Origin of the sequence: Agathobaculum sp., from assembly GCF_050946325.1 — a bacterium.
Taxonomy (GTDB): Bacteria; Bacillota; Clostridia; order Oscillospirales; family Butyricicoccaceae; genus Agathobaculum.
Genome location: NZ_JBMNUP010000004.1, coordinates 25,101 through 45,664, shown reverse-complemented (window position 1 = coordinate 45,664; position 20,564 = coordinate 25,101). Strand labels below are relative to the sequence as shown.

The 20,564-nt window shown below is 56.3% G+C and carries 22 protein-coding genes; 19 read left to right on the top strand and 3 right to left on the bottom strand.

The features are described 5' to 3' along the window. The first annotated feature begins 197 nt into the window (after positions 1-197). Entirely contained in the window at positions 198-1,022 is an 825-nt protein-coding gene (locus ACOYIE_RS01175) for a TIM barrel protein (RefSeq protein ID WP_433410050.1), read from the top strand. Positions 1,023-1,097: 75 nt separating this feature from the next. On the opposite strand, the gene ACOYIE_RS01170 is transcribed toward ACOYIE_RS01175, so the two are convergent. From ACOYIE_RS01170 to ACOYIE_RS01160, 3 genes are read right to left on the bottom strand one after another with little or no spacing between them, the layout of a single operon-like run. Then, positions 1,098-2,522, bottom strand: coding sequence for a D-alanyl-D-alanine carboxypeptidase family protein (locus ACOYIE_RS01170; protein ID WP_433410049.1), 1,425 nt, complete (start codon positions 2,520-2,522; stop codon positions 1,098-1,100). Then, positions 2,519-2,752, bottom strand: coding sequence for a hypothetical protein (locus tag ACOYIE_RS01165; protein WP_433410047.1), 234 nt, complete (start codon positions 2,750-2,752; stop codon positions 2,519-2,521). The genes ACOYIE_RS01170 and ACOYIE_RS01165 overlap by 4 nt, the downstream gene beginning before the upstream one ends. A gap of 8 nt (positions 2,753-2,760) precedes the next feature. Next, on the bottom strand, positions 2,761-3,825 hold the full coding sequence (locus tag ACOYIE_RS01160; RefSeq protein WP_433410045.1) for a hypothetical protein: 1,065 nt from the start codon (positions 3,823-3,825) through the stop codon (positions 2,761-2,763). Between the two features lie 87 nt (positions 3,826-3,912). Here ACOYIE_RS01160 and ACOYIE_RS01155 point away from each other — a divergent pair, with 87 nt between their 5' ends. The 18 genes from ACOYIE_RS01155 to ACOYIE_RS01070 all read left to right on the top strand — a co-directional run bounded on the left by ACOYIE_RS01155 (position 3,913) and on the right by ACOYIE_RS01070 (position 20,558). Continuing rightward, a complete protein-coding gene (locus ACOYIE_RS01155) occupies positions 3,913-4,164 on the top strand; it encodes a YabP/YqfC family sporulation protein (protein ID WP_433410043.1) in 252 nt (83 codons plus the stop codon). A gap of 16 nt (positions 4,165-4,180) precedes the next feature. After that, positions 4,181-5,410: a sporulation protein YqfD gene (locus ACOYIE_RS01150; RefSeq protein ID WP_433410041.1), complete on the top strand. Its 1,230-nt coding sequence runs from the start codon at positions 4,181-4,183 to the stop codon at positions 5,408-5,410. A 2-nt stretch (positions 5,411-5,412) separates the two neighbouring features. Further along, on the top strand, positions 5,413-5,865 hold the full coding sequence (locus tag ACOYIE_RS01145; RefSeq protein ID WP_433410039.1) for a hypothetical protein: 453 nt from the start codon (positions 5,413-5,415) through the stop codon (positions 5,863-5,865). 60 nt (positions 5,866-5,925) lie between these two features. Beyond that, positions 5,926-6,906, top strand: a complete 981-nt coding sequence (locus ACOYIE_RS01140) for a PhoH family protein (RefSeq protein ID WP_433410052.1) — start codon at positions 5,926-5,928, stop codon at positions 6,904-6,906. After that, positions 6,903-7,397: an rRNA maturation RNase YbeY gene (gene ybeY / locus ACOYIE_RS01135; RefSeq protein ID WP_433410037.1), complete on the top strand. Its 495-nt coding sequence runs from the start codon at positions 6,903-6,905 to the stop codon at positions 7,395-7,397. Before ACOYIE_RS01140 ends, ybeY begins: the two co-directional genes overlap by 4 nt. Continuing rightward, a complete protein-coding gene (locus tag ACOYIE_RS01130; protein WP_433410035.1) occupies positions 7,394-7,861 on the top strand; it encodes a diacylglycerol kinase in 468 nt (155 codons plus the stop codon). Before ybeY ends, ACOYIE_RS01130 begins: the two co-directional genes overlap by 4 nt. Then, complete coding sequence (era, locus tag ACOYIE_RS01125) at positions 7,858-8,754, top strand: GTPase Era (protein WP_433410033.1); 897 nt, start codon at positions 7,858-7,860, stop codon at positions 8,752-8,754. Before ACOYIE_RS01130 ends, era begins: the two co-directional genes overlap by 4 nt. Before the next feature lie 3 nt (positions 8,755-8,757). Continuing rightward, entirely contained in the window at positions 8,758-9,543 is a 786-nt protein-coding gene (gene recO / locus ACOYIE_RS01120) for a DNA repair protein RecO (protein WP_433410031.1), read from the top strand. 100 nt (positions 9,544-9,643) lie between these two features. Then, positions 9,644-12,037, top strand: coding sequence for an endonuclease MutS2 (locus tag ACOYIE_RS01115; RefSeq protein WP_433410030.1), 2,394 nt, complete (start codon positions 9,644-9,646; stop codon positions 12,035-12,037). A 180-nt stretch (positions 12,038-12,217) separates the two neighbouring features. Further along, on the top strand, positions 12,218-12,481 hold the full coding sequence (locus ACOYIE_RS01110) for an HPr family phosphocarrier protein (protein WP_031474079.1): 264 nt from the start codon (positions 12,218-12,220) through the stop codon (positions 12,479-12,481). Between the two features lie 88 nt (positions 12,482-12,569). Continuing rightward, on the top strand, positions 12,570-14,393 hold the full coding sequence (gene uvrC, locus ACOYIE_RS01105) for an excinuclease ABC subunit UvrC (RefSeq protein ID WP_433410029.1): 1,824 nt from the start codon (positions 12,570-12,572) through the stop codon (positions 14,391-14,393). 3 nt (positions 14,394-14,396) lie between these two features. Then, on the top strand, positions 14,397-14,984 hold the full coding sequence (gene rsmD, locus ACOYIE_RS01100; protein WP_433410027.1) for a 16S rRNA (guanine(966)-N(2))-methyltransferase RsmD: 588 nt from the start codon (positions 14,397-14,399) through the stop codon (positions 14,982-14,984). Then, positions 14,953-15,438 carry a pantetheine-phosphate adenylyltransferase gene (gene coaD / locus ACOYIE_RS01095; protein WP_433410026.1) on the top strand — a complete coding sequence of 162 codons (486 nt, stop codon included), beginning with the start codon at positions 14,953-14,955 and terminating at the stop codon, positions 15,436-15,438. The genes rsmD and coaD overlap by 32 nt, the downstream gene beginning before the upstream one ends. Positions 15,439-15,443: 5 nt before the next feature. Further along, on the top strand, positions 15,444-15,899 hold the full coding sequence (locus ACOYIE_RS01090; protein WP_433410024.1) for a hypothetical protein: 456 nt from the start codon (positions 15,444-15,446) through the stop codon (positions 15,897-15,899). Positions 15,900-16,198: 299 nt separating this feature from the next. Continuing rightward, entirely contained in the window at positions 16,199-16,606 is a 408-nt protein-coding gene (gene mraZ / locus ACOYIE_RS01085; protein WP_433410023.1) for a division/cell wall cluster transcriptional repressor MraZ, read from the top strand. An 18-nt stretch (positions 16,607-16,624) separates the two neighbouring features. Next, the gene (rsmH, locus tag ACOYIE_RS01080) at positions 16,625-17,566 is read left to right on the top strand and encodes a 16S rRNA (cytosine(1402)-N(4))-methyltransferase RsmH (protein ID WP_433410022.1); all 942 of its coding nucleotides are present in this window, start codon (positions 16,625-16,627) and stop codon (positions 17,564-17,566) included. A 22-nt stretch (positions 17,567-17,588) separates the two neighbouring features. Continuing rightward, entirely contained in the window at positions 17,589-18,074 is a 486-nt protein-coding gene (locus ACOYIE_RS01075; RefSeq protein ID WP_433410020.1) for a hypothetical protein, read from the top strand. Between the two features lie 93 nt (positions 18,075-18,167). Beyond that, positions 18,168-20,558 carry a penicillin-binding transpeptidase domain-containing protein gene (locus ACOYIE_RS01070; protein WP_433410018.1) on the top strand — a complete coding sequence of 797 codons (2,391 nt, stop codon included), beginning with the start codon at positions 18,168-18,170 and terminating at the stop codon, positions 20,556-20,558. Positions 20,559-20,564 lie beyond the last annotated feature (6 nt).

The window sequence follows — 20,564 nt, the reverse complement described above, 5'->3', positions numbered from 1 at the left end:
GAAGAAATCGAGCCCTGCCTGCGCGAGCCGCTCAGCGAAGGCTGGAAGAGCGTACATGAGCTGCCCAGACGCGGTTTCTTTATTGACTGACTCTTTTTCTCTTTTCTTCTTTTCTATTCATTTCTTGAAAAGTGAAAGCTCTCCTTGAAAGGGAGAGCTTTCACTGCTGTACTAAAACGGTAACGAGGTGTATGAACATGCAATTTATCACATCTATGACAATGGTCGATAAAATAATCGGCAGCGCTCCGTTTGTTTATGAAGGCGATTTTGTTAAGGGAATTGAACAGGCGCGCATGCTGGGCTATGACGGCGTAGAACTGCACATTGCAGATCCTGCGGAGATTGACGTGCCTGCGATTGAACAGGCGCTGGCAGCCAATCATATCCGGCTGACGGCCTTTGGCACGGGCCGTGCGTATGTAAACGACGGTCTGTCGATTACCGATCCGGATGAGACCCGCCGCCGTGCTGCGGTGCAGCGTCTGGAGACCTTTATCGCGCTGGCCGGCAGACTGCATGCGATGGTGATTATCGGCTGCATGCGGGGCAATATTGCCGCGCCGGATGAGCTGCCGGACGCATTGGCACGTCTGGCGGAATCCATGCGCTATCTGGATAAGGAAGCGCAGAAGGCGGGCGTGGAGCTGGTTTTTGAGCCGATCAATCGCTATGAAAACAATTTCCTCTGCGGTATGCAGGAAATCACGAGCTTTATTCGTGAAAATGGATTGACAAATACAGGAATGCTGATTGATACGTTCCATATGAATATTGAGGAAGCGGATATGCTGGAGTCCATCGCACTGTGCGCGCCTGAGATTCAGTATGTGCATTTTTCCGACTCTAACCGCATGTATCCGGGGGGCGGGCATACGGATATGGCAGGCGTTTTGCGCAAGCTGCATGATTGCGGTTATCATGGTGTGCTCAGCGCAGAGATATTGCCGCGTCCGGACAAGGAAACGGCTGCACGCGAGTGGATTGCGGCAGTTCGTGAGCTGCTTGCGGAAAAAGAATAACATTTTGGAAAACGAAAAGCCTCCGTATGGTGCAAAACCATACGGAGGCTTTTTTGTGCGGTGGGATAGCTGCGCTTATCGCCGGCGGCGGCGTTGGTAGTTGGCGTTATCATAGCGAGAACGGAGATTCTGCCGGCGTCTCCGGCGGCGCAGACCGCCGAAAAACAGGTTGGACAGAATATACAGTACGATAAAAATTGCGATAACGACAAGAATGATTTTGAATACGGAGCCCTTAAAGAAATTTTCGAGCTTGTCCGCATAGTAGAGTACGCGGCTCATTTCCACATCGTTCAGCGCGACAAGCTGCACGGTGCCATATTCTATGCCGCCATAGGAAAAACTCATGCTGCCGATGGGATCGCCTGCATGGACGGGCGCGTCTACGCTTTCCGGCGCAGTGATATTTATTTCAAGGTCATCCATTTCCAAATCGTTGGGCAGCAGCGAGATGACGTCATTTTGCGCCGTCAGTACAAGCTTGTCGGCATCGGTGGACAGGCGGACGTCGATCTGGCAGGCCGTGTCGCCCTTTTTCGCCAGTGTTTTGGAGGAAAAATTGTCAAATCCCCATTCGCACAGCTTTTTGGTATCCGTAAAACTCGCGGCGACGTTGTAACCGTCGCTTGGCGCGTCGTCGCAGCCGAGCACGACCGAGTACAGGCTGGCCTCTCCGCGTTCCGCATAGCCTACGAAGCAGTTGCCCGCTTCCGACGTGTGGCCGGTCTTGACGCCCTTGCAGTAGGAGTAGGCATATGGCTGGAACGAGCTGAAAATCAGCATGTTGGTGGTGAAGATGATGCGCTCTTCGTGCATATTGGTAGCAGGCATGCGGTACTGCACCGTGTCGATAATATTGAGGAAGGTTTCGTCCTTCATGGCTTCGGCCGTCATCAGATAAAGGTCGCGGGCGGTGGTATAGTGGTCGTCCGCATGCAGGCCGCAGGGGTTGGAAAAATGCGTGCCGGTGCAGCCGAGCTCGGCTGCGCGCGTATTCATCAGTTCCACAAAATTTTCCGATGTACCGCCGACATGCCGCGCAAGCATATAGGCCGCTTCGTTGGCCGAAGGCAGCATCAGCGCATACAGCAGGTCGATGACCCGCACCTGTTCGCCCTCTTTGATGTTGGCGGTTGAACTGTCCGCCGTTACGTTTTCAAAGTCAACGGCCTCGGCGGTGACGACGGTATTCAGATCGTCCACGTTTTCCAGCGTCAGAAGCGCGGTCATGATTTTGGTGGTGGAAGCGGGGAAACGGCGTTCATCGGCATTTTTCTCATACAGCACCATGCCGGAGTCGGGACTGATGAGCAAGGCCGCCTTTGCGTTGAGCTCCGGATAGGTCAGCACACCGGCGCTGCTGCCTGCCGGCTCGGAAGAAGCACCGCCTTCGGACTGGTCCTCCTCGGGCGCGGCAGATGCGCAGGGCAGGACGGGGAACAACAGCGCGCCGCACAAAGCAAGCGACGCAAGCTGCCGGAAAAACAGCCTCATTTTCATTTCGGGTCCTCCAGAGAAAAGTCAGCGTCGGTAAAGTGACCGCGGAGGACAGCCGGTTTGGGCGGAGTACGGCGAAGCGGGTCGTACTGGAATGCGCGGCAGTGGTCCGCACCGTCCACCACGCCGCGGCGGCGGCAGGTAAAGCGTTCTCCGTCTGCTAGGGGGGTTCCAAGCGCGCAGTAGGCGCAGCGCGGTTCGATATTTTTGCGCAGCAGCTTTTTCAGCTTCATGCGTAAGTTCACTCCAATCGAATATTGTCGTGACCATTATACCGCATTTTTCGTCTTTTTTCCAGACCGAATTGGAAACCGGATAAAAGAATCAGAAAAACAATGCCAGCCCAGCCGGATATGGGCGTGCCGGACGCGATGCAGGGCACGGAAACGGCCAGCGCACGGGGAGAGATACGGAAGAGCGCCGCAGTGATGGCCGCCGCCAGCGCGCCGTGAAGCAGCTTGGCAGAAACAAAGCCGCGCATCGGCAAAGCGCAGGGAGCGGCGATGGCGCGCACCTGAAACTGTACGGCCAGCCCGCCAAACCCCAGCAGAAAGGAAGCGAGCGTCAGCCTGGCGCCGGCGGTCAGCGGCAGACTGGACAGCGTTTGCAGTCCGCAGGTGAGCTCCACCAAACCGGTCAGCATGGCGCCATAGGGACACAGGGACAGAACAGGCTGCAGCAGTGCAAGCAAAACGGAAAACATCGTTAAAAAAGCGGTTACAGTGAGCGCGGTGGAAGCCGCCTGCCGGACTGCGCCGCAAAAGGCGGAGGCAAAGTCTTCGCCGCCGGCTTCCGGCGGACGGTACGGCTGCGCGCGGCAGGGCGCGGCGCGCGCAACAAGCAGGCCGGTCAGCAGCGCGGAAAGCGCATGGACGCCGTACAGCACCGCACCTGTGCGCGCGCTGCCGAAAACGCCAAGGCCGACCAGTCCGATGCAAAATCCGGGGCTTGCGCAGTTGCAGAAAGCGTTTGCCCGTGCAGCCTGTTCGGGCGTAAGGAGCTGCTGTTCCAGCGCCGCAGCGGCAGTCGCGGCGCCGACCGGATAACCGCCGGTCAGCCCAAGGATGAGGATGGGCGCGGCCGCGGGCGGAAGACCGTACAGCCATGCGAGCGGGCGCGCGGCAAACCGTGCGAGCAGATGGGAAAGACCGGTTCGGACAAACAGTGCGCTGGCTGCAAAAAAGGGGAAAAGCGCAGGAAGCGCCTGGTGCGCTGCGAGCGAAAGACCGCTGCGCACCCCATCGGCGCAGGCAGCCGGACAGAGCAGAAATGCCAAAAACAGCGCAAGCGATAAAAACGCCTTCATCGGATCACCTCGTTTGGCAATCCTATGTGCGGCAGGCAAGTTTGATGCCGCCGGCGCATACAATGGGCCGAACAGAGGAGGGACCATATGGAGGGGTTTGCATCGTCGCTGCTGGATGATCTGCACAGCGGCCGGCCGCGGGTGGAAATTATCGGAAACAGCAGGGTTGTGGTGGAAAACCATCGCGGCATACAGGAATATGACGATAGTGTGCTGCGCGTCAAATGCAATGGATGCGAGGTGCGCATCACAGGCGACGGGTTGGCGCTGACGGCGCTTTCACTGGACGAATTGGCTGTGACGGGCACGATTGTCTCGGTTGAATATACCTCGGGCTGAAAAGGGAGGGGACGGGATGATAGGACGGTTTCTGCTGCTGGCGCGCGGGCAGGTTCGTGTGCGGGTCACAGGCGCAAGCCTGCCGCGCTTTTTGAATGTGTGCGCACAGAACACGATAACGCTGCGCCAGATGAAGCGCACCGCGTGGAATGAGCTGTATGCAACCTTGTCGGTTGCGGACTTTCGGATTCTGCGCGGGAAAATGGGGCGTACCGGATGCAGAGTACATATCGTCCGGCGGCGCGGTGCGCCGTTTGTAGCGTCGCGTTTGCGGACCCGATATGCGCTGTGGGGCGGCCTGCTGGCGGCCGTGCTGCTTTGCTGGGTGCTGTGTACGCATATCTGGGCGATTGAGCAGCATATTGATGCGGCGCTGCCGCAGGCAGAGATCATGCAGCAGCTCGATGAACTGGGCGTTCATATCGGTGTGCGGCGCAGCGCGATTGACGTAACGCAGATTCGGTGGAGCATGCTGCGGCGGTATCCGGAGATTCGGTTTATTGCGCTTAATATCGAAGGTAACCGGCTGACCGTTGAAGCCCGCGCGGCGACGCCGCACGAAGAACTGCTCGATCAGCAGGCGGTGACCCGTGTGGTTGCAGCGCGTGACGGCGTTGTTCGCACCGTGCGCGCGCAGGAAGGGCAGCCGGCAGTGCAGGCAGGCGATGCAGTAGCGGCGGGGGACACGCTGATCAGCGGCCTTGTGCCGCCGACGATGGAAGGCGGGGAATACCGCCTGGTGCATGCGCGGGGCGAGATAGAGGCCTATACATCGCACCAGAAGGCCGCCATACGGGCGCTGACCGATGAAAAAAAGACCTATACCGGAAAAGTGCGCTGCCAGTATGCGCTGGTTTTCGGAAATAAACGGTTAAATTTATATATTGGGAGTGGAATTTCAGCAGGCACCTGTGATAAAATAGTAGAAACAAAGGAGCTCTGGCTGTCGGAGAGCGTGGTGTTTCCCATCTCTCTGATTGTGCAGCGCTATATGTTTTATGAACGCACACCGCGCACACAAACTGCGGACGAGGTCCGCGTCGATATGATCGCCCGCGCGCTCGGGCAGATCGCAGAAGGGATGGACGGTACAATCACCGCGCACAGGGAACGCGTGACCGAGCAGAACGGTGCGGCCGTGCTGGAGCTGTCCGCTGATGCGATGGAACAGATTGGCGTGCAGGCGCTGGATGACAGTACGATACCCGAGGCTCCGCCGGAAAAGAACGGCGAAGAGGAGGACTGAAAATGGAGTGGACGTGGAAACGGCTGGTTGCTGTTTTGCTGCTGCCCGCTGCGGCGGTCATTGCTTCTGTGCTCAATGTTGAGGAGGCCCTGTTCGGCACGCCGGCGGAGCCGCGCGGCCTGTATGCCAGCCTGGCTTACATCGGCCTTTGGTGCATGGTGCTGTTTGGGTGCAGGAAAAGCAGAACCGTGATGCGGCTGTCCGCTGTATGCAGCGTACTTACGCTGATCCCGTCGGCATGCATTGTGCTGGCGCAGATATGCGATTGGCAGATTTGGCGGCCGCTGCAATGGATGCTGCCGTTTGCTGTGCCAATGTGCGGCCTGCGGTTCTTTTTGGAATCAGAAGACGCTTTGCAGACCGGCGCTGTGCTGCTGCTCATCAGCCTGATTTGGCTGGCGCTGAGCATTGCCTTTTTGAAAAAAATCAAGCCGGTGCGGCGGAATAAAACATAAAAAACGAAAGCAAGGTGCAGGAAAATAGAAAAGACGATTCAGGTGGAGCAGATTGAACTGATGATGACGGTGTTCGGCGCGTTTGATGAGAATATCAAGCTGATTGAGCGCGAGCTGGACGTGTCAATCGTCAGCCGCGGCAGTGAACTGAAAATTACAGGAGAAGAGGCCGCCGCAGAGCTTGCCGCGCGGACCATCAGCGCGCTGACCGGCATGGCAAAACGCGGCGAGGCGATCAGCATACAGACAGTGCAGTATGTCATCGGGCTGGCGCGGGACGGACGGGAGACCGAGGTGCAGACCATGAGCCGCGATGTGCTGTGCATCACGGCCAAGGGCAAACCGGTTAAGGCAAAGACGCTTGGCCAGAAAAAATATATGGAGGCCATCCGCAACAATACGATCGTCATCGGCGTCGGTCCTGCCGGTACGGGTAAGACCTATCTGGCTGTGGCTGCCGCTGTGGCGGCGTTTCGGGATAAAAAAGTTTCGCGCATTATCCTGACCAGACCTGCGGTTGAGGCGGGCGAAAAACTCGGTTTTCTGCCGGGCGACCTGCAGAGCAAGGTGGACCCCTATCTGCGCCCGCTGTATGACGGCCTGTTTGACATGCTGGGTGCGGAGAATTTTGCCAAATACCAGGAGCGCGGTTCCATTGAAGTGGCGCCGCTGGCCTATATGCGCGGCCGCACGCTGGATGACAGCTTTATCATTCTGGACGAGGCGCAGAATACGAGCCCTGAGCAGATGAAAATGTTTCTCACCCGCCTGGGATTTGGCTCGCAGGCAGTGATTACGGGAGACGTGACGCAGATCGACCTGCCGGACGGCAAGCAGTCCGGCCTGAAGGAAGCGCTGCGTGTGCTGGACGGCGTAGAGGATATTGCAGAATGCTTTTTGACCGAGAAAGACGTGGTGCGGCATGAGCTGGTGCAGCGCATTGTCAAGGCATATGCGGAGTATGAGGGCAAAAAAGGAAAAAGCAAGCCGCCGGAAAACAAGCATCCGGCGCTGCGGAGAAAAGGGGACAAGCAGCGATGAAGCATCAAATCAACATTGGGTTTGAAACCGAAGTAGCGGATGAACAGGCCGTGCGCGAGCTGGTTGAGACCTGCGCCGGCCGTGTGCTGGCGAGCGAGCAGGTGGACTTTGATGCGGAAATTGACGTGACCGTGGTTGATGCGGATACCATCCGGCAAATGAATGCGGAATACAGGGACAAGGACGCGGTGACCGACGTGCTGTCCTTCCCGATGTATGAATTTTATAACGGCGTGCCGCAGGAGGAGCTGGAGGCAGACCCGGGCACGGGCTGCGTGATGCTGGGCGATATGATTTTGTGCTATACCCGCGCCTGTGAGCAGGCGGAGCAGTTCGGACATTCGCCGGCGCGTGAATGCGGCTATCTGACAACGCATTCGGTGCTCCATCTGTTGGGGTATGACCATGAACGGAATGAAGAAGATACAAAACTGATGCGCGGCAAAGAGGAAGACAATCTTTCCTTCCTGGGCCTGACAAGAGACGCATGAAAAAAGAAATCAGAAAACTGAGAGACAGCTTTTCTTTCGCCCTGCGGGGCCTGAAGCTGTGCATTCATGGTGAGCGGAATTTTCGCGTACACCTGACGGCGGCGTTCTATGTTACAATATTTGCGCTGCTGGGGCAGGCGGATGCGGGCCAGATTGCGGCCCTCTGCCTGTGTTTTGGACTGACGATGAGCGCTGAACTGCTCAATACGGCGATTGAGCGTCTGTGCGACAAACAGGCCAGCGGCTATGACATGCTGGTGCGCGATGCCAAGGATATTGCGGCGGCGGCTGTTTTTGTGTGCGCGGCGGCGTGTGTTGCAGTGGGCGTGTGCATTTTTATCGGCGGGGGCATATTGTGGCAGGCGCTGCACTGCATGGCAGCGCACCTGTGGGTGCTGGCGGCGCTGGCGGTATCCGTTCCCGCCGCGTGGTGTTTTATTTTTCGATATGGGAGAATACAATGAGCAAGATTACAAAAACTGCGGTCGTCTCGGTGGTCGGCCGTCCGAACGTCGGCAAATCGACGCTTACCAACAAGCTGGTGGGGCAGAAGGTTGCCATCGTGTCCAACAAACCGCAGACGACGCGCACCCGTATTACGGGCGTTTTGAGCCGCGGAGAGACGCAGTATGTGCTGCTGGATACGCCCGGTCTGCACAAACCGCGGAGCCGGCTGGGCGATTACATGTGCAAAATCGTGACCGATACGGTTTCTGAGGTGGACGTGGCGGTGCTTGTGGTGGAGCCGGTGGCGCATATCGGTCCGGCGGAAGAGAGCCTGATTGCGCAGATCGAGCAGCACCATATGCCGTCCATTCTGGCTATCAATAAGATTGACACGCTGCCCAAAGAAGAACTGCTTGCTGTGATTGCGCTGTATGCGCAGGCGCATACATTTGAAGCGATTATCCCGATTTCCGCCCGTAAGGGCGAGGGATTGGACGAACTGCTGGATGAGATCGACCGGTTTGCCATTGAAGGTCCGCAGCTTTTTCCGGAGGATATGGTTTCCGACCAGCCGGAGCGTCAGCTTGCGGCGGAAATTATCCGTGAAAAAATGCTGCGCCTGCTGGAACGGGAAGTGCCGCACGGCACGGCGGTGGGTATTGAGCGCTGGAATGAGCGCGAGGACGGCCTGATTGAAATCAGCGCCAATATTTACTGTGAAAAAGCCAGCCACAAGGGAATTATCATTGGCAAACAGGGAGCCATGCTCAAAGAGATCGGCAAGCAGGCCCGCGCGGATATGGAGCGCATGCTGGACACGAAAGTATTCCTTGAATTGTGGGTAAAGGTGAAGGAAGGCTGGCGCAACAACCAGTACCAGATGCGCAACTTTGGCTATGAGGATTCATAAGCCGTGGCAGAGGTCAAACTGCGCGCGCTTGGCCTGCGTGAGGTGGATTTCGGCGACTATGACCAATATCTGACCGCGCTGACCGAGGATGGACGGAAAATTGAAATTTTGTGCAAAGGTGCGCGCCGCGGCGGCAAGAAACAGCTGCCTGCGGCGCGGCAGTTTTGCTTTTCGGAGTTTATTCTGATGGAGCGCGGCGGAAAATATACGTTGCGTGAAGCGGACCTGGTCCATTCCTTTTTTGCGCTGGCGGATGATATTGAGCGGTATGCGCTGGCCTGTTATCTGTCCGAACTGACCGCGGCCCTGACGGCGCCGGATGAAGAGGCGCCTGCTCTTTGCCGGCTGCTGCTGTATGCTCTGTATGCGCTGGAGGGGAAAAAAAGAGACCCTGCGCTGGTCGAGGCGGCGTTTGAGTGGCGTGTGATGGCGGAAAACGGCTATGCGCCTGATTTGACGTGCTGCGGCGTGTGCGGACGGACCATCAGCGACCCGCCTGTGTGTTTTTCGGTTGCTGCCGGGCAGGCGGCGGATGCGGACTGCGCGCAGCGCGTCGGCGGCTATGCGCCGCTGCATGCGGGCGCGCTGCGCGCGCTGGTTCATGTGCTGACGGCCGAACCGGACCGTGCATATGCCTTTTCTCTGGGCGGTCCATCGCACGGCCAGTTTTGCGATATGGCAGAGCGATATGTGCAATATCACCTTGGACGGGGGTTTGATACGCTGCGGTTTTATCGCTCAGTTGCACTGCCGGCCCAGCCCGAGCCGCCTGTACGGAAACAGAAGTGAATCACCCAGCGCATTTGATGAGCTGAGACGGCTGCCTGCGGCGGCGCTTTTGTGCCTGGCCGCAGACGGATATTAATTTCGAGTACCTCAGGAGTGAACGATGAACAGATTAGGGGAAAAATCCTTAAAGACACTGGAATATTATGAAATTCTCGACCGCCTTGCGGCGCAGGCCGCTTCAGACGGCGCGAAGGAGAAATGCCGCGCGCTGCGTCCGCTGGAGGACAGGGAGCAGGCGGCGCTCTGGATGCGCCAGACGAGTGATGCCAAGGACCTGATGGTGCGGCAGGGAAGTCCGTCTTTTGGCGGCATCCGTGCGGTGGGCGCGATTTTGTCGCGCGCAGACAGAGGGGGCATGCTGAACCCGAGGGAGCTGCTCGCGGTGGCGAGCGTTCTCCAAACTGCGCGCCGCGCGCTGCTGTATGACGCGGAACACGAGGAAAAGACGACGCTTACGCCGATTTTTGGTCTGCTTTCCGGCAACCGGACGCTGGAGGAATCAATTACGACGGCGATTGTATCAGAGGAAGAGATCGCGGACGGCGCGTCACCCGAGCTGCTGTCTATTCGCCGCGAACTGCGCCGTATTTCGGGCAAAGTGCGTGAGACGCTCAGTCGTATGATTTCGGGCGAGCGGGCCAAGTATTTGCAGGAAACGATTATCACCCAGCGAAACGGACGTTTCGTTGTGCCGGTAAAAGCCGAGCACCGCGGCGATATTCCGGGCCTGGTGCATGACACTTCCTCTACGGGTGCAACGGTGTTTGTTGAGCCGCAGCAGGTTGTGGAGATTAATAACCAGATCAAAGTGCTGGAGGGCAGGGAACAGGCGGAAATTGAGCGGATTCTGTCCGAACTTTCGGCTGAGGTTTCCATGTATAAGGGCGCAATTGAGCAGGATGTGGACGCGCTGACCACGCTGGACTTTATTTTTGCGCGCGCCAAGCTTTCGTTTGAGATGAACGCAGCCGCGCCGGTGCTGCTGGAGAGCGGTTCGCGCTGCCGCCTGATCCGCGCGCGCCACCCGCTGCTGGATAAGGATAAAGCGGTGCCGATTGATATTGCAATCGGGGCGGAATACGATACGCTGGTTATCACCGGCCCCAATACGGGCGGCAAAACGGTATCGCTGAAGACGCTTGGCCTTTTGAGCCTGATGGCGGCCTCCGGTCTGCATATTCCGGCAAATGAGCAGTCGGAAATCGGTTTGTTCGAGCATGTTTATGCGGATATTGGCGATGAGCAGAGCATTGAGCAGTCGCTGTCCACGTTTTCTGCGCATATGAAGACCATTGTGTCCATTATGGATTGCTGTGCGATGGGCGATCTGGTGCTGTTTGATGAGCTGGGCGCGGGCACCGATCCGGTGGAAGGCGCGGCGCTGGCGGTTGCGGTGATCGGCTACGCGCGGCAGATGGGCGCGTGCGTCGCGGCCACGACCCACTATGCGGAGCTGAAAACCTTTGCGTTGACGACCGATGGCGTGGAAAATGCTTCCTGCGAATTTAATGTGCAGTCGCTGCAGCCGACCTATCGCCTGCTGACCGGCATTCCGGGCAAATCCAATGCGTTTGCGATCGCGGCGCGGCTGGGGCTGTCGCCCATGATCATCGAGCGGGCCAAGGAGCAGGTTTCCACCGAGGACGCGCGGTTTGAGGACGTGCTGGCCGAGCTGGAGCGCGAACGCCGCCGCGTGGAGCAGATGAAGGATGAGGCGCAGAAGATGCGTTCGGCCGCGCAGTCCGAGCGGGATAAAATGCGCGCCGAGCGGGACGCGGCCGAGGAGCGCGCGGATAAACTGCTGGAGGGCGCGCGCAGCCAGGCGGACCGCATTTTGAAGGACGCCCGTATGACGGCGGAGACCGTATTCGACGAGCTGGAAGAGATGAAAAAGAAGGCGCAGAAGAAAAACGCCGATCAAAATCTTGCTGCGGCAAAGGCGGCGCTGCGCGGCGTCATCACCCAGACGGAGAATGAACAGCGGTGCGGTGTGCAGAAGCGCGTGGTGGAAGCGCACGAACAGCGCGCGGTGCAGAAGGGAGACAGAGTACGCCTGCTCAATGTTGGCGGGGTGCTGGCGGATGTGCTTGCTCCGGCAGATAAAAGCGGCAATGTGCAGGTGCAGGCCGGACCGATGAAAATGACGGTGAAGCAGAACGAAATCCGTATTGTGGAGGAAAAAAAGACGGCGAAAAAGCCTGCACCGCAGCCGCGGCGTGATGCGCCGCGGCGGGAGCTCAACCTGCGCTCGGCGGAGAGCGAGGTCGATGTGCGCGGCATGAGCGCGGAGGAAGCGCTGTTTGAGGTGGATAATTTCCTCTCCCGCGCAATTATGGCGGGACTGCCGTCGGTGACGGTAATTCACGGCAAGGGCACAGGCGTGCTGCGGGGTGCGGTGCAGCAGCATCTGCGCGCGAACAAGCGCGTCAAAAGCGTACGCAGCGGCGTTTACGGCGAGGGAGAACAGGGCGTTACCATTGTGGAATTGCGCTGAATTTGCCTGCTATTGTGGAGAAAAAGGTGGAATGAATGGCAAGATGCCCGAAAAAAAACACCTTTTGGTGAAAAATTCATGGAAAACGCAAAGGGGCGTTTTTTAAAATAACCTTGACGAAACAGGGAAAAAGAGATAGACTATATACATCGGATTAGAAGAAATAGGAGCGATGCAGATATGTTTTCGAAAGAGGTACAGGTTACCAATCAGGTAGGCTTATATGCCCGTCCCGCAACTTTTTTTATTCAGAAGGCTAATGAATTCAAGTCGACGATCCTGGTAGAGAAGGAAGAGCGCCGCGTAAACGCGAAGAGCCTGCTCGGCATTCTTTCCCTTGGCATTACCAAGGGCACTACCATCAACCTGATTGCAGACGGTCCGGATGAGGAAGAGGCTGTTTCCGCACTGGTTGAGCTGATCACGTCCAACTTCACCGACTAAGTTATCGCATCCTGCGAAAGCGCCGATTGTGAGATCGGCGCTTTTTTAATCGGTATAAATGGATAACGCGGAGAGAAGGCGGATTGCTGTGACAAGAGAACAACTGAAAGAACGTGTGCGCCGCCTGCCGCAGCAGCCCGGCGTTTATCTGCATAAGGATAAGACCGGAAAAGTCATCTATGTGGGCAAGGCAAAGGCGCTGAAAAACCGTGTTTCCAACTATTTTCAGCCGCCCGAAAACCTGAATGCCAAAACACGGCAGCTTGTTTCACATATTGATGACTTTGATATCATCGTTACCGAAACCGAGTTTGAAGCCCTTGTGCTGGAAAACTCGATGATCAAAAAATACAAGCCCAAATACAACATCCTGCTCAAGGATGACAAGGGCTATCCCTATATTCGGCTGGATACAGCCGCCCCATATCCGGATTTTAAGGTGGTTTCCAAGCCTGCGCAGGACGGCGCGCGCTATTTTGGACCGTATCCCGGACGGGTAGCGGCCCGCCGCGCGATTGATACGATCAGCGAGGCACTGCATCTCAAAACCTGCACGCGGGTTTTTCCACGGGATATCGGCAAGGACCGTCCGTGCCTCAACCGGCACCTGGGGCGCTGCTGCGCGCCGTGTACGGGCGATGTCAGTCCGGAGGAGTATCAGGCGTTGATTGGTCAGGCGGTTTCCCTGTTTGAAGGGGACGCAAAAAAGCTGGAAAAAGAGCTGACCGAAAAGATGAACGAGGCTGCGGAAGAATTGCAGTTTGAGCGGGCCGCGCTGCTGCGCGACCGGCTGCGCGCGGTGCAAAAACTCGGCACGCGGCAGCATGTGGTTGCTGGCGCGTATGCGGAGCTGGACGCGGTTTCTTTTGTACAGGGGCAGACCCGCGCCTGCATTTGCGTGCTGCACTACGGCGGCGGCGCATTGCAGGATAAGGAGTATACCTTGTTTTCGCTGGTGGAAAGCGATCCGGCCGAGGTGCTTGAAGCCTTTATCAAGCAGTATTATGCGCAGCGGGGCGCAGTTCCCAAAACGGTGCTGCTGTCGCATGCGCTGGAGGAGCCGGAGGCGGTTGCGGAGTATTTGTCCTCAATCGCGGAGCGGCGGGTCGAGCTGGCGGTGCCGCAGCGCGGTGAGCGGCGGGTGCTTACCCGTCTGGCGGAAACCAACGCGCGGGAGGAGATTGAACGCCGCGAAAAACAGTCCGAGCGTCGGCACAAATCGCTGGAGCTGTTACAGCATGTGACCGGCATGGCGGCGCTGCCGCTGCGCCTGGAAGCATATGATATTTCAAATTTTGCGGGGCAGGATACAGTGGGGTCGATGGTTGTCTTTGTCGAAGGACAGCCGAAGAAAAGCGACTACCGCAAGTTCAAAATTGCGTGTGCGGCAAACGGGCAGGATGACTATGCCTCGATGCGCGAAATGCTCACCCGTCGGGTGCAGCGCTATGTGGATGGGGATGAAAAGTTTACGCCTCTGCCCAGTGCATTCCTGATTGACGGCGGACTGGGGCATGTGCGTGTGTGCAGGGAAGTGCTGGATGCTTACGGGCTGACCACGCCCTGCTTCGGCATGGTAAAGGATGATCGCCACCGTACACGGGCGCTGGTTGCGCCGGACGGACGGGAGTTCGGTATTTCGGCCACGCCGGCGCTGTTTGCGCTGATCGGCCGGATACAGGAAGAAGTACACCGCTTTGCAATCGAGTACAACCGCAAGCTGGGCGGAAAAAAAGTGCGCGGCTCCACGCTGGATAACATTTCCGGCGTGGGAGAAAAAAGAAGGGCAGAGCTGCTGCGGCATTTCGGCAGTATTGAGAGCATCCGCCATGCGGAGGAGCGTGAACTTGCCCGTGTTCTGCCGCAGAACACAGCGCGTGCGGTATATGAGTATTTCCATAAGGAGGATTGAGTTATGCGTGTGGTATCCGGCTCTGCGCGGGGGTGCCGGCTGCAGCCAGTGCCTGGGATGAACACCCGGCCGACGACTGACCGTGTGAAAGAAAATATTTTCAACCTGATTCAGGAGCATGTGCGCGGCGCGCGGGTGCTTGACCTGTTTGCCGGTACCGGACAGTTGGGGATCGAGGCGCTGTCGCGCGGGGCGCAGCACTGCGATTTTGTGGAGTCAGGGCGCGCTGCATACGATATCGTGTGTAAAAACGTACAGGCTGCGCGCGTACAGGAGCGCGCTTCTCTGCATAAAAAGGATGCGGGAGACTTTCTTTCCCATGTGTCTGCCGGGCAGTTTGATCTGATTTTTCTGGACCCGCCTTATGGGGGAAAAATACTGGAAAATGCCCTGATGCAGATAGAAAGGTTTGACATTCTCTCAGCAAATGGTATAATAATATGCGAAAGTGCGATAGAGGATCGGTTTGCGCATGCGTTTGAAACGGTGCGGGAACGCCGCTATGGCGCGACTTTGATTACCGTCCTGCGGCGCAGAGACGGCGGAACGGATGGACAGTATGAGGACAGCGATTTACCCGGGCAGTTTTGACCCTGTTACCTTGGGACACTTGGATATTATCCGCCGCGCGTCGGTCATGTTTGACCGATTGGTTGTTTCGGTGATGCATAATCAGAATAAAAAGCCTCTGTTTACCGTGGAGGAACGTATGGCGTTTCTGCGGCGGACGACAGAGAGCCTGCCCAATGTGGAGATTGCTTCGTTTGACGGTTTGCTGGCAGATTATGCCAGACGGGAGGGCGCCTGCGCGGTGGTAAAAGGATTGCGCGCAGTGTCTGATTTTGAATATGAGTTCCAGATGGCACTTGCCAACCGCAAACTGAACCCCGAGCTGGACACGGTATTCCTGATGACAAGCGCAGAGTATATGTACCTTTCCTCCTCTGTGGTGAAGGATATTGCGGTGCACGGCGGCAGTATTGCCGGCTTTGTTCCGGATGCGTTGGAAGCGGAAATTGTGTGCCGCACAAGAAAGGAAGGTTAAAAGAGATGGCGACTTTAGATGAACTGATCAACAGAATGTATGATATGGTGCAGGATGCCAAGTGTATTCCGCTGGCGAGTGAAAAATGTATTCTCGAACGGGACCATCTGCTCGATCTGCTCGATGAGCTGCGCGCAACCTTGCCGAATGATTTGAAGATGGCGCAGGATATTGTGGAAAAACGCAATGAGATGCTTTCAACCGGCAAAAGAGAGGCGGAGGCGATTCGCCGCCAGGCGGAAGAGGATGCCCGCCAGATGGTGTCGGAGACGGAGATTGTCGTAGCCGCCCGCCGCAAAGCCAAGGAAGTGCAGGGCAATGCGGAGATTCAGGCACGGGAGTTGCGCCGGGTAGCCAATGAGTATTGCGAGGATACGCTGAAGCGCACGGAGGAGGCGGTTGCCCTCTCTCTGGAAGAGGTGCGCAAAGCGCGCCAGCGTTTTAAAAGCGTTGCAAAGTGAACATAAAATGTACAAGCGCCGTTCCTTTCGGAACGGCGCTTTTTTGCATACTTTATGGGATTTCTCCCCACTGACGAAATGCAGAAAATAGAAGCGGAGAGAAAAACGAATTTATCGAACAAGTGTTTGAAAAATTGCAAAAATGACGATTTTAGGGCAGAAAATGGTGGAATATTCTGTGTAAAAATTCAAAAAAGCTCTTGCATTATTCAGGCTTTATCGCTATAATAGATTCAAGGTGGTGAGAAGTGGGGTAAAGTGTCACGGATTCCACCAAAGGGAAAGCGTGGTGTGAATCGGTGAAAGGCGAGTATAAGCATTCCATAGATGCCAAGGGCCGCTTGGCGATGCCGGCCAAGCTCCGCGAGGAGCTGGGAGACCGATTCACCATTACCAAAGGACGGGATGGCTGCCTGTACGCTTATCCGGAGCGAGAGTGGGAAGTTTTTGAACAAAAACTGAAGGCGCTTGGCGGCAGTGAAAAAGCGCGCCGCACGCAGCGCTATTATATGGCCAAAGCAATTGATGTGGAACTGGATGCGCAGGGCCGCGTGCTGATTCGTGCGGACCTGCGCGAATTTGCGGGCCTGCGCAAAGATGTCATCGTGGTTGGTATGATGGACAGAGCGGAGATTTGGGACAGCGAGCGTTGGAATGCATATTATGACGACTGTGACGAATCTGAGCTGGACGACGTGGATTTTTAAAAGAAAGGGCGGAAAGGCGTGGAATTCCATCATGTATCTATTCTGCTGGAAGCCTGCCTGGACGCGCTTTGCATTCGGCCGGACGGGATATACGTTGATGCGACGACGGGCGGCGCAGGGCATTCGCTCCGCATTGCGCAGCGGCTGGACAGCGGCAGGCTGATTTGCATTGACCGAGACGATGAGGCGCTGGAAAACGCGAAAGACCGTCTGCGTGATGTGTGGCGGCGTGTGACGCCGGTAAAAAGCGATTTCAGGGAAATTGACAAGGTGCTCGCGGGGCTGGGCCTTGCGGGCGCGGACGGCATTTTGTTTGATCTGGGCGTATCTTCGCCGCAGCTTGACCATGCGGAACGCGGCTTTTCTTATATGAAAGACGCACCGCTTGATATGCGCATGGATCGTTCACAGCGGTTGAGCGCCTATGAAGTGGTAAACGGCTGGAGCAGGGAAGAACTGCGCAGAATTTTGTTTGAATACGGCGAAGAACGGTATGCGCCGCTGATTGCCGCGGCCATTGAGCGTGAGCGGGAGAAAAAACCGATTGAGACCACGCTGGAGCTGGTGGATATCATTCGGGGCGCGATGCCGGCCAAGGCGTTGCGGGAAAAACAGCATCCGGCCAAACGAAGTTTCCAGGCGATCCGCATTGCAGTGAATGATGAGCTTGGCGCGGTGCGTGAGGCGATGGAAAAAGCAATTGATTGCCTGAATCCCGGCGGACGGCTTGCGGTAATTACCTTCCACAGCTTGGAGGACCGCATTGTGAAAGCAGCGTTTCAGGCAGCGGCGCAGGGCTGTACATGCCCGAAAGATTTTCCGGTATGTGTTTGCGGCAAAAAGCCCAAGGTGCGGTTGACGCCGCGCAAGCCCATCTTGCCGGATGAACAGGAAATTGCAGAAAATCCGCGTGCGCGCAGCGCAAAACTGCGTGTGTGTGAAAAATTGTCGGATAAATGATACTGTAAAGGAAGGATATGCAATGATAACAGCCAGCAGAGAAAGCGTAGCATATAGGGAATACGAAGAACGCTTCGTGCCGGCTCCCACGCAGAAAAGCTCGCTTCACGCAGTGCCGGACAAACGCCGCCGCAGAAAAACTGGTGTGCGCCCTGGACTGGTTGCCTGCATTGGGCTTGTCATTGCAGCCGCAGCTTATATTTTGTTTTGCCATATGCAGCTTACCGACCTGACGGCGGAAATTTCCGCGCAGTCGAAAACGCTGGATGAACTGACTGCGGAGAGTGTTTCGCTGGCCAATAAGCAGAAACACAGCCTGAATATGGATGAAGTGGAAGCCTACGCGGTGAATCAGCTGGGTATGGTGAAAATGGATAATTCGCAGATTGAGTATGTGGAACTGGTCAATCCGGATCAAGTGACGGTTGCGGACAGCGGCGTATCGCTGGACGCGTTGCTGGGCGGATTGGCGCGCAGCTTCTCAGCAGTTGTGGAATATATCAGATAACAAAAGGAATAGAATGCGTATAGGGGAGTGAGAGGTGGAAACTTCTGACTCCCTACGCTTTTTTAGAGCCTTTTTAAGAGGAGTAAGAACTGTATGACGGTAAAAGGTCCCAACAATCAGATGCGCGGGCGCATAAGCAGGATTTCACTGCTGATTGTAATACTAGGGTTTGGCGTGCTTGTGGTGCGGCTGTTATATATGCAGGTATTCAACAGCGATTTCTATGTGCAGCAGGCGACGACGCTGCAAACGCGCGATTCGATTATCACACCAAACCGAGGGAAAATATATGACGCGAATATGCAGGTTCTTGCTGAATCAGCCACCGTCAAACGTGTTACGGTTAACCCGAAAGGCGTGATTGACGAGGCCAAGGTGGAGAAAGGCATTTCGGCAGAAACCCAGCAGCAGACGCTGGCGCAGATTTTGTCTGAGACGCTGGCGCTCGACTATGACAGCGTTCTGAAAAAAGTGCAGAAAACAGACACGATGTATCAAATTATTGCGCAGAAGGTGGAACAGGATGAGGTGGACGCGCTGCTGGCTGCGCTGGAAAAAAATTCGTGTACGGGTGTTAACCTGGAAAGCGATACCAAGCGATATTACCAGTATGGTTCCTTTCTGTCCGCTGTTTTGGGCTATGTGAATAATGATAACGTCGGCGTATACGGACTGGAAGCGCAGTATGAAAATGAACTTGCCGGAACAGCCGGCCGCATTGTGCGCGCGCAGAATGGCAACAACCAGGATATGCCGTATGAATATGTGCAGGAAATTCCGGCGCAGGACGGCAATTCTCTGGTGCTGACGATTGATAACGATATTCAGGGGTATCTGGAAAAGCACCTTGCCACGGCGCTGGCGGATAATCCGGATGCGCGCCGCGGCGTATCCGGCATTGTGATGGATGCCAAAACGGGCGCGGTGCTTGCCATGGCAAACCTGCCGGACTTTGACCCGAATGAAGCATACCGCATCACGGAAGCGCGGTATTTGGACGAACTGAAGACGTCTGTACAGAAAATTCTGGAAGAGGCGGGCGTTACTGCTGAGATCAGCGATAAATATTATCAGGAGGGCGGCCTTGCCAACCTGCCCGAGTCCATTCAGAAGAATGAAGAACTTGTGGATAAGATTGGCGCCGCGCGGGTTAACATCCTCTATAAAATGTGGTATAATCCCATCGTAACAGATACCTATGAGCCCGGCTCCACCTTTAAACTGATGAATGTTGCAACGGCCTATGAGCTGGGCGTGGCGCATGCCGAAGACACATATTACTGCGGCGGCTCCATGATGGTTGGGGACTGGAAAAAACCGATTCAGTGCTGGAAAACGGGCGGCCATGGTACGCTGACGCTGGAAGAAACGCTGGTCAATTCCTGCAATGTGGGCATGATGCAGATTGTTGCCAAAACAGGCATGGAGCGCTTTTATGATTTTTACAAGGCGTTTGGCATGACGGAAAAGACAGGGATTGATCTGCCCAACGAAAGCAAGGGCATTTTCCATGATTTGAGCAACACCGCGGCATGGAATGAAGTTTCTCTTGCGGTAGCGTCCTTTGGCCAGCGCTTTACGGTAACGCCGATTCAGATGGCCAGCATGGTATCGGCCATTGTGGATGACGGCAAGCTGAAAAAGCCGTATGTTGTGAAGGAAGTGCTCAATGCGGACGGCTCGGTCAAATCGGTAACGGATACGCAGGTTGTCCGGCAGGTTATTTCAGCTGATACTTCGGCGTTTATGCGGCAGGCAATGGAATCCGTTGTTAACGGCGGTACAGGCAAGAACGCCTATGTAGCGGGCTACCGCGTGGGCGGCAAGACGGCGACTTCGGAAATCCAGAAGCAGAAGGATGACCTTGAAGACCGGTATACGGCGTCGTTCATCGGTGTGGCGCCGATGGACGACCCGCAGATCGTTGTGCTGGTGGCGATTCAGGATCTGCCGGAATCCGTGCCGCATGGCGGCGGCGCGATTGCCGCGCCGGTAGTGGGCCGCATTATGGAAGATGTGCTGCCATACCTGGGTGTGACGCCGGTATATACGGAGGATGAAAACGACCGACGTGAACTGACAGTACCGAGCGTTATCGGTATGGATGAATATCAGGCGGGCGCAGCGCTCAAGGAGGCCGGATTGTCTTACCGTATCGTGAACAACGGCAACGGAACGATTACGGACCAGGTGCCTGCGGGCGGCGTGAAAATACCGGCAAGCGGATCGGTGATTTTGTATTTCGGCAGTGAAAAACCGACGGAGCAGATTGAAGTTCCGGATTTGACCGGCCTTACGCCGTCTGAATGCCGTGATACGCTGGCAGAGTATGGATTGTACCTGAAACAGAAGGGCGTCGCCACTTCACAGGTGACCGGCAATACAACGGCAAGCCGGCAGAATCCGGTGAAGGGGACCAAAGTGAATATCGGCGCGGTGATAACGGTGGAATTTGCCAATACGACCGATGTCGATGACCGATAGGAGGAT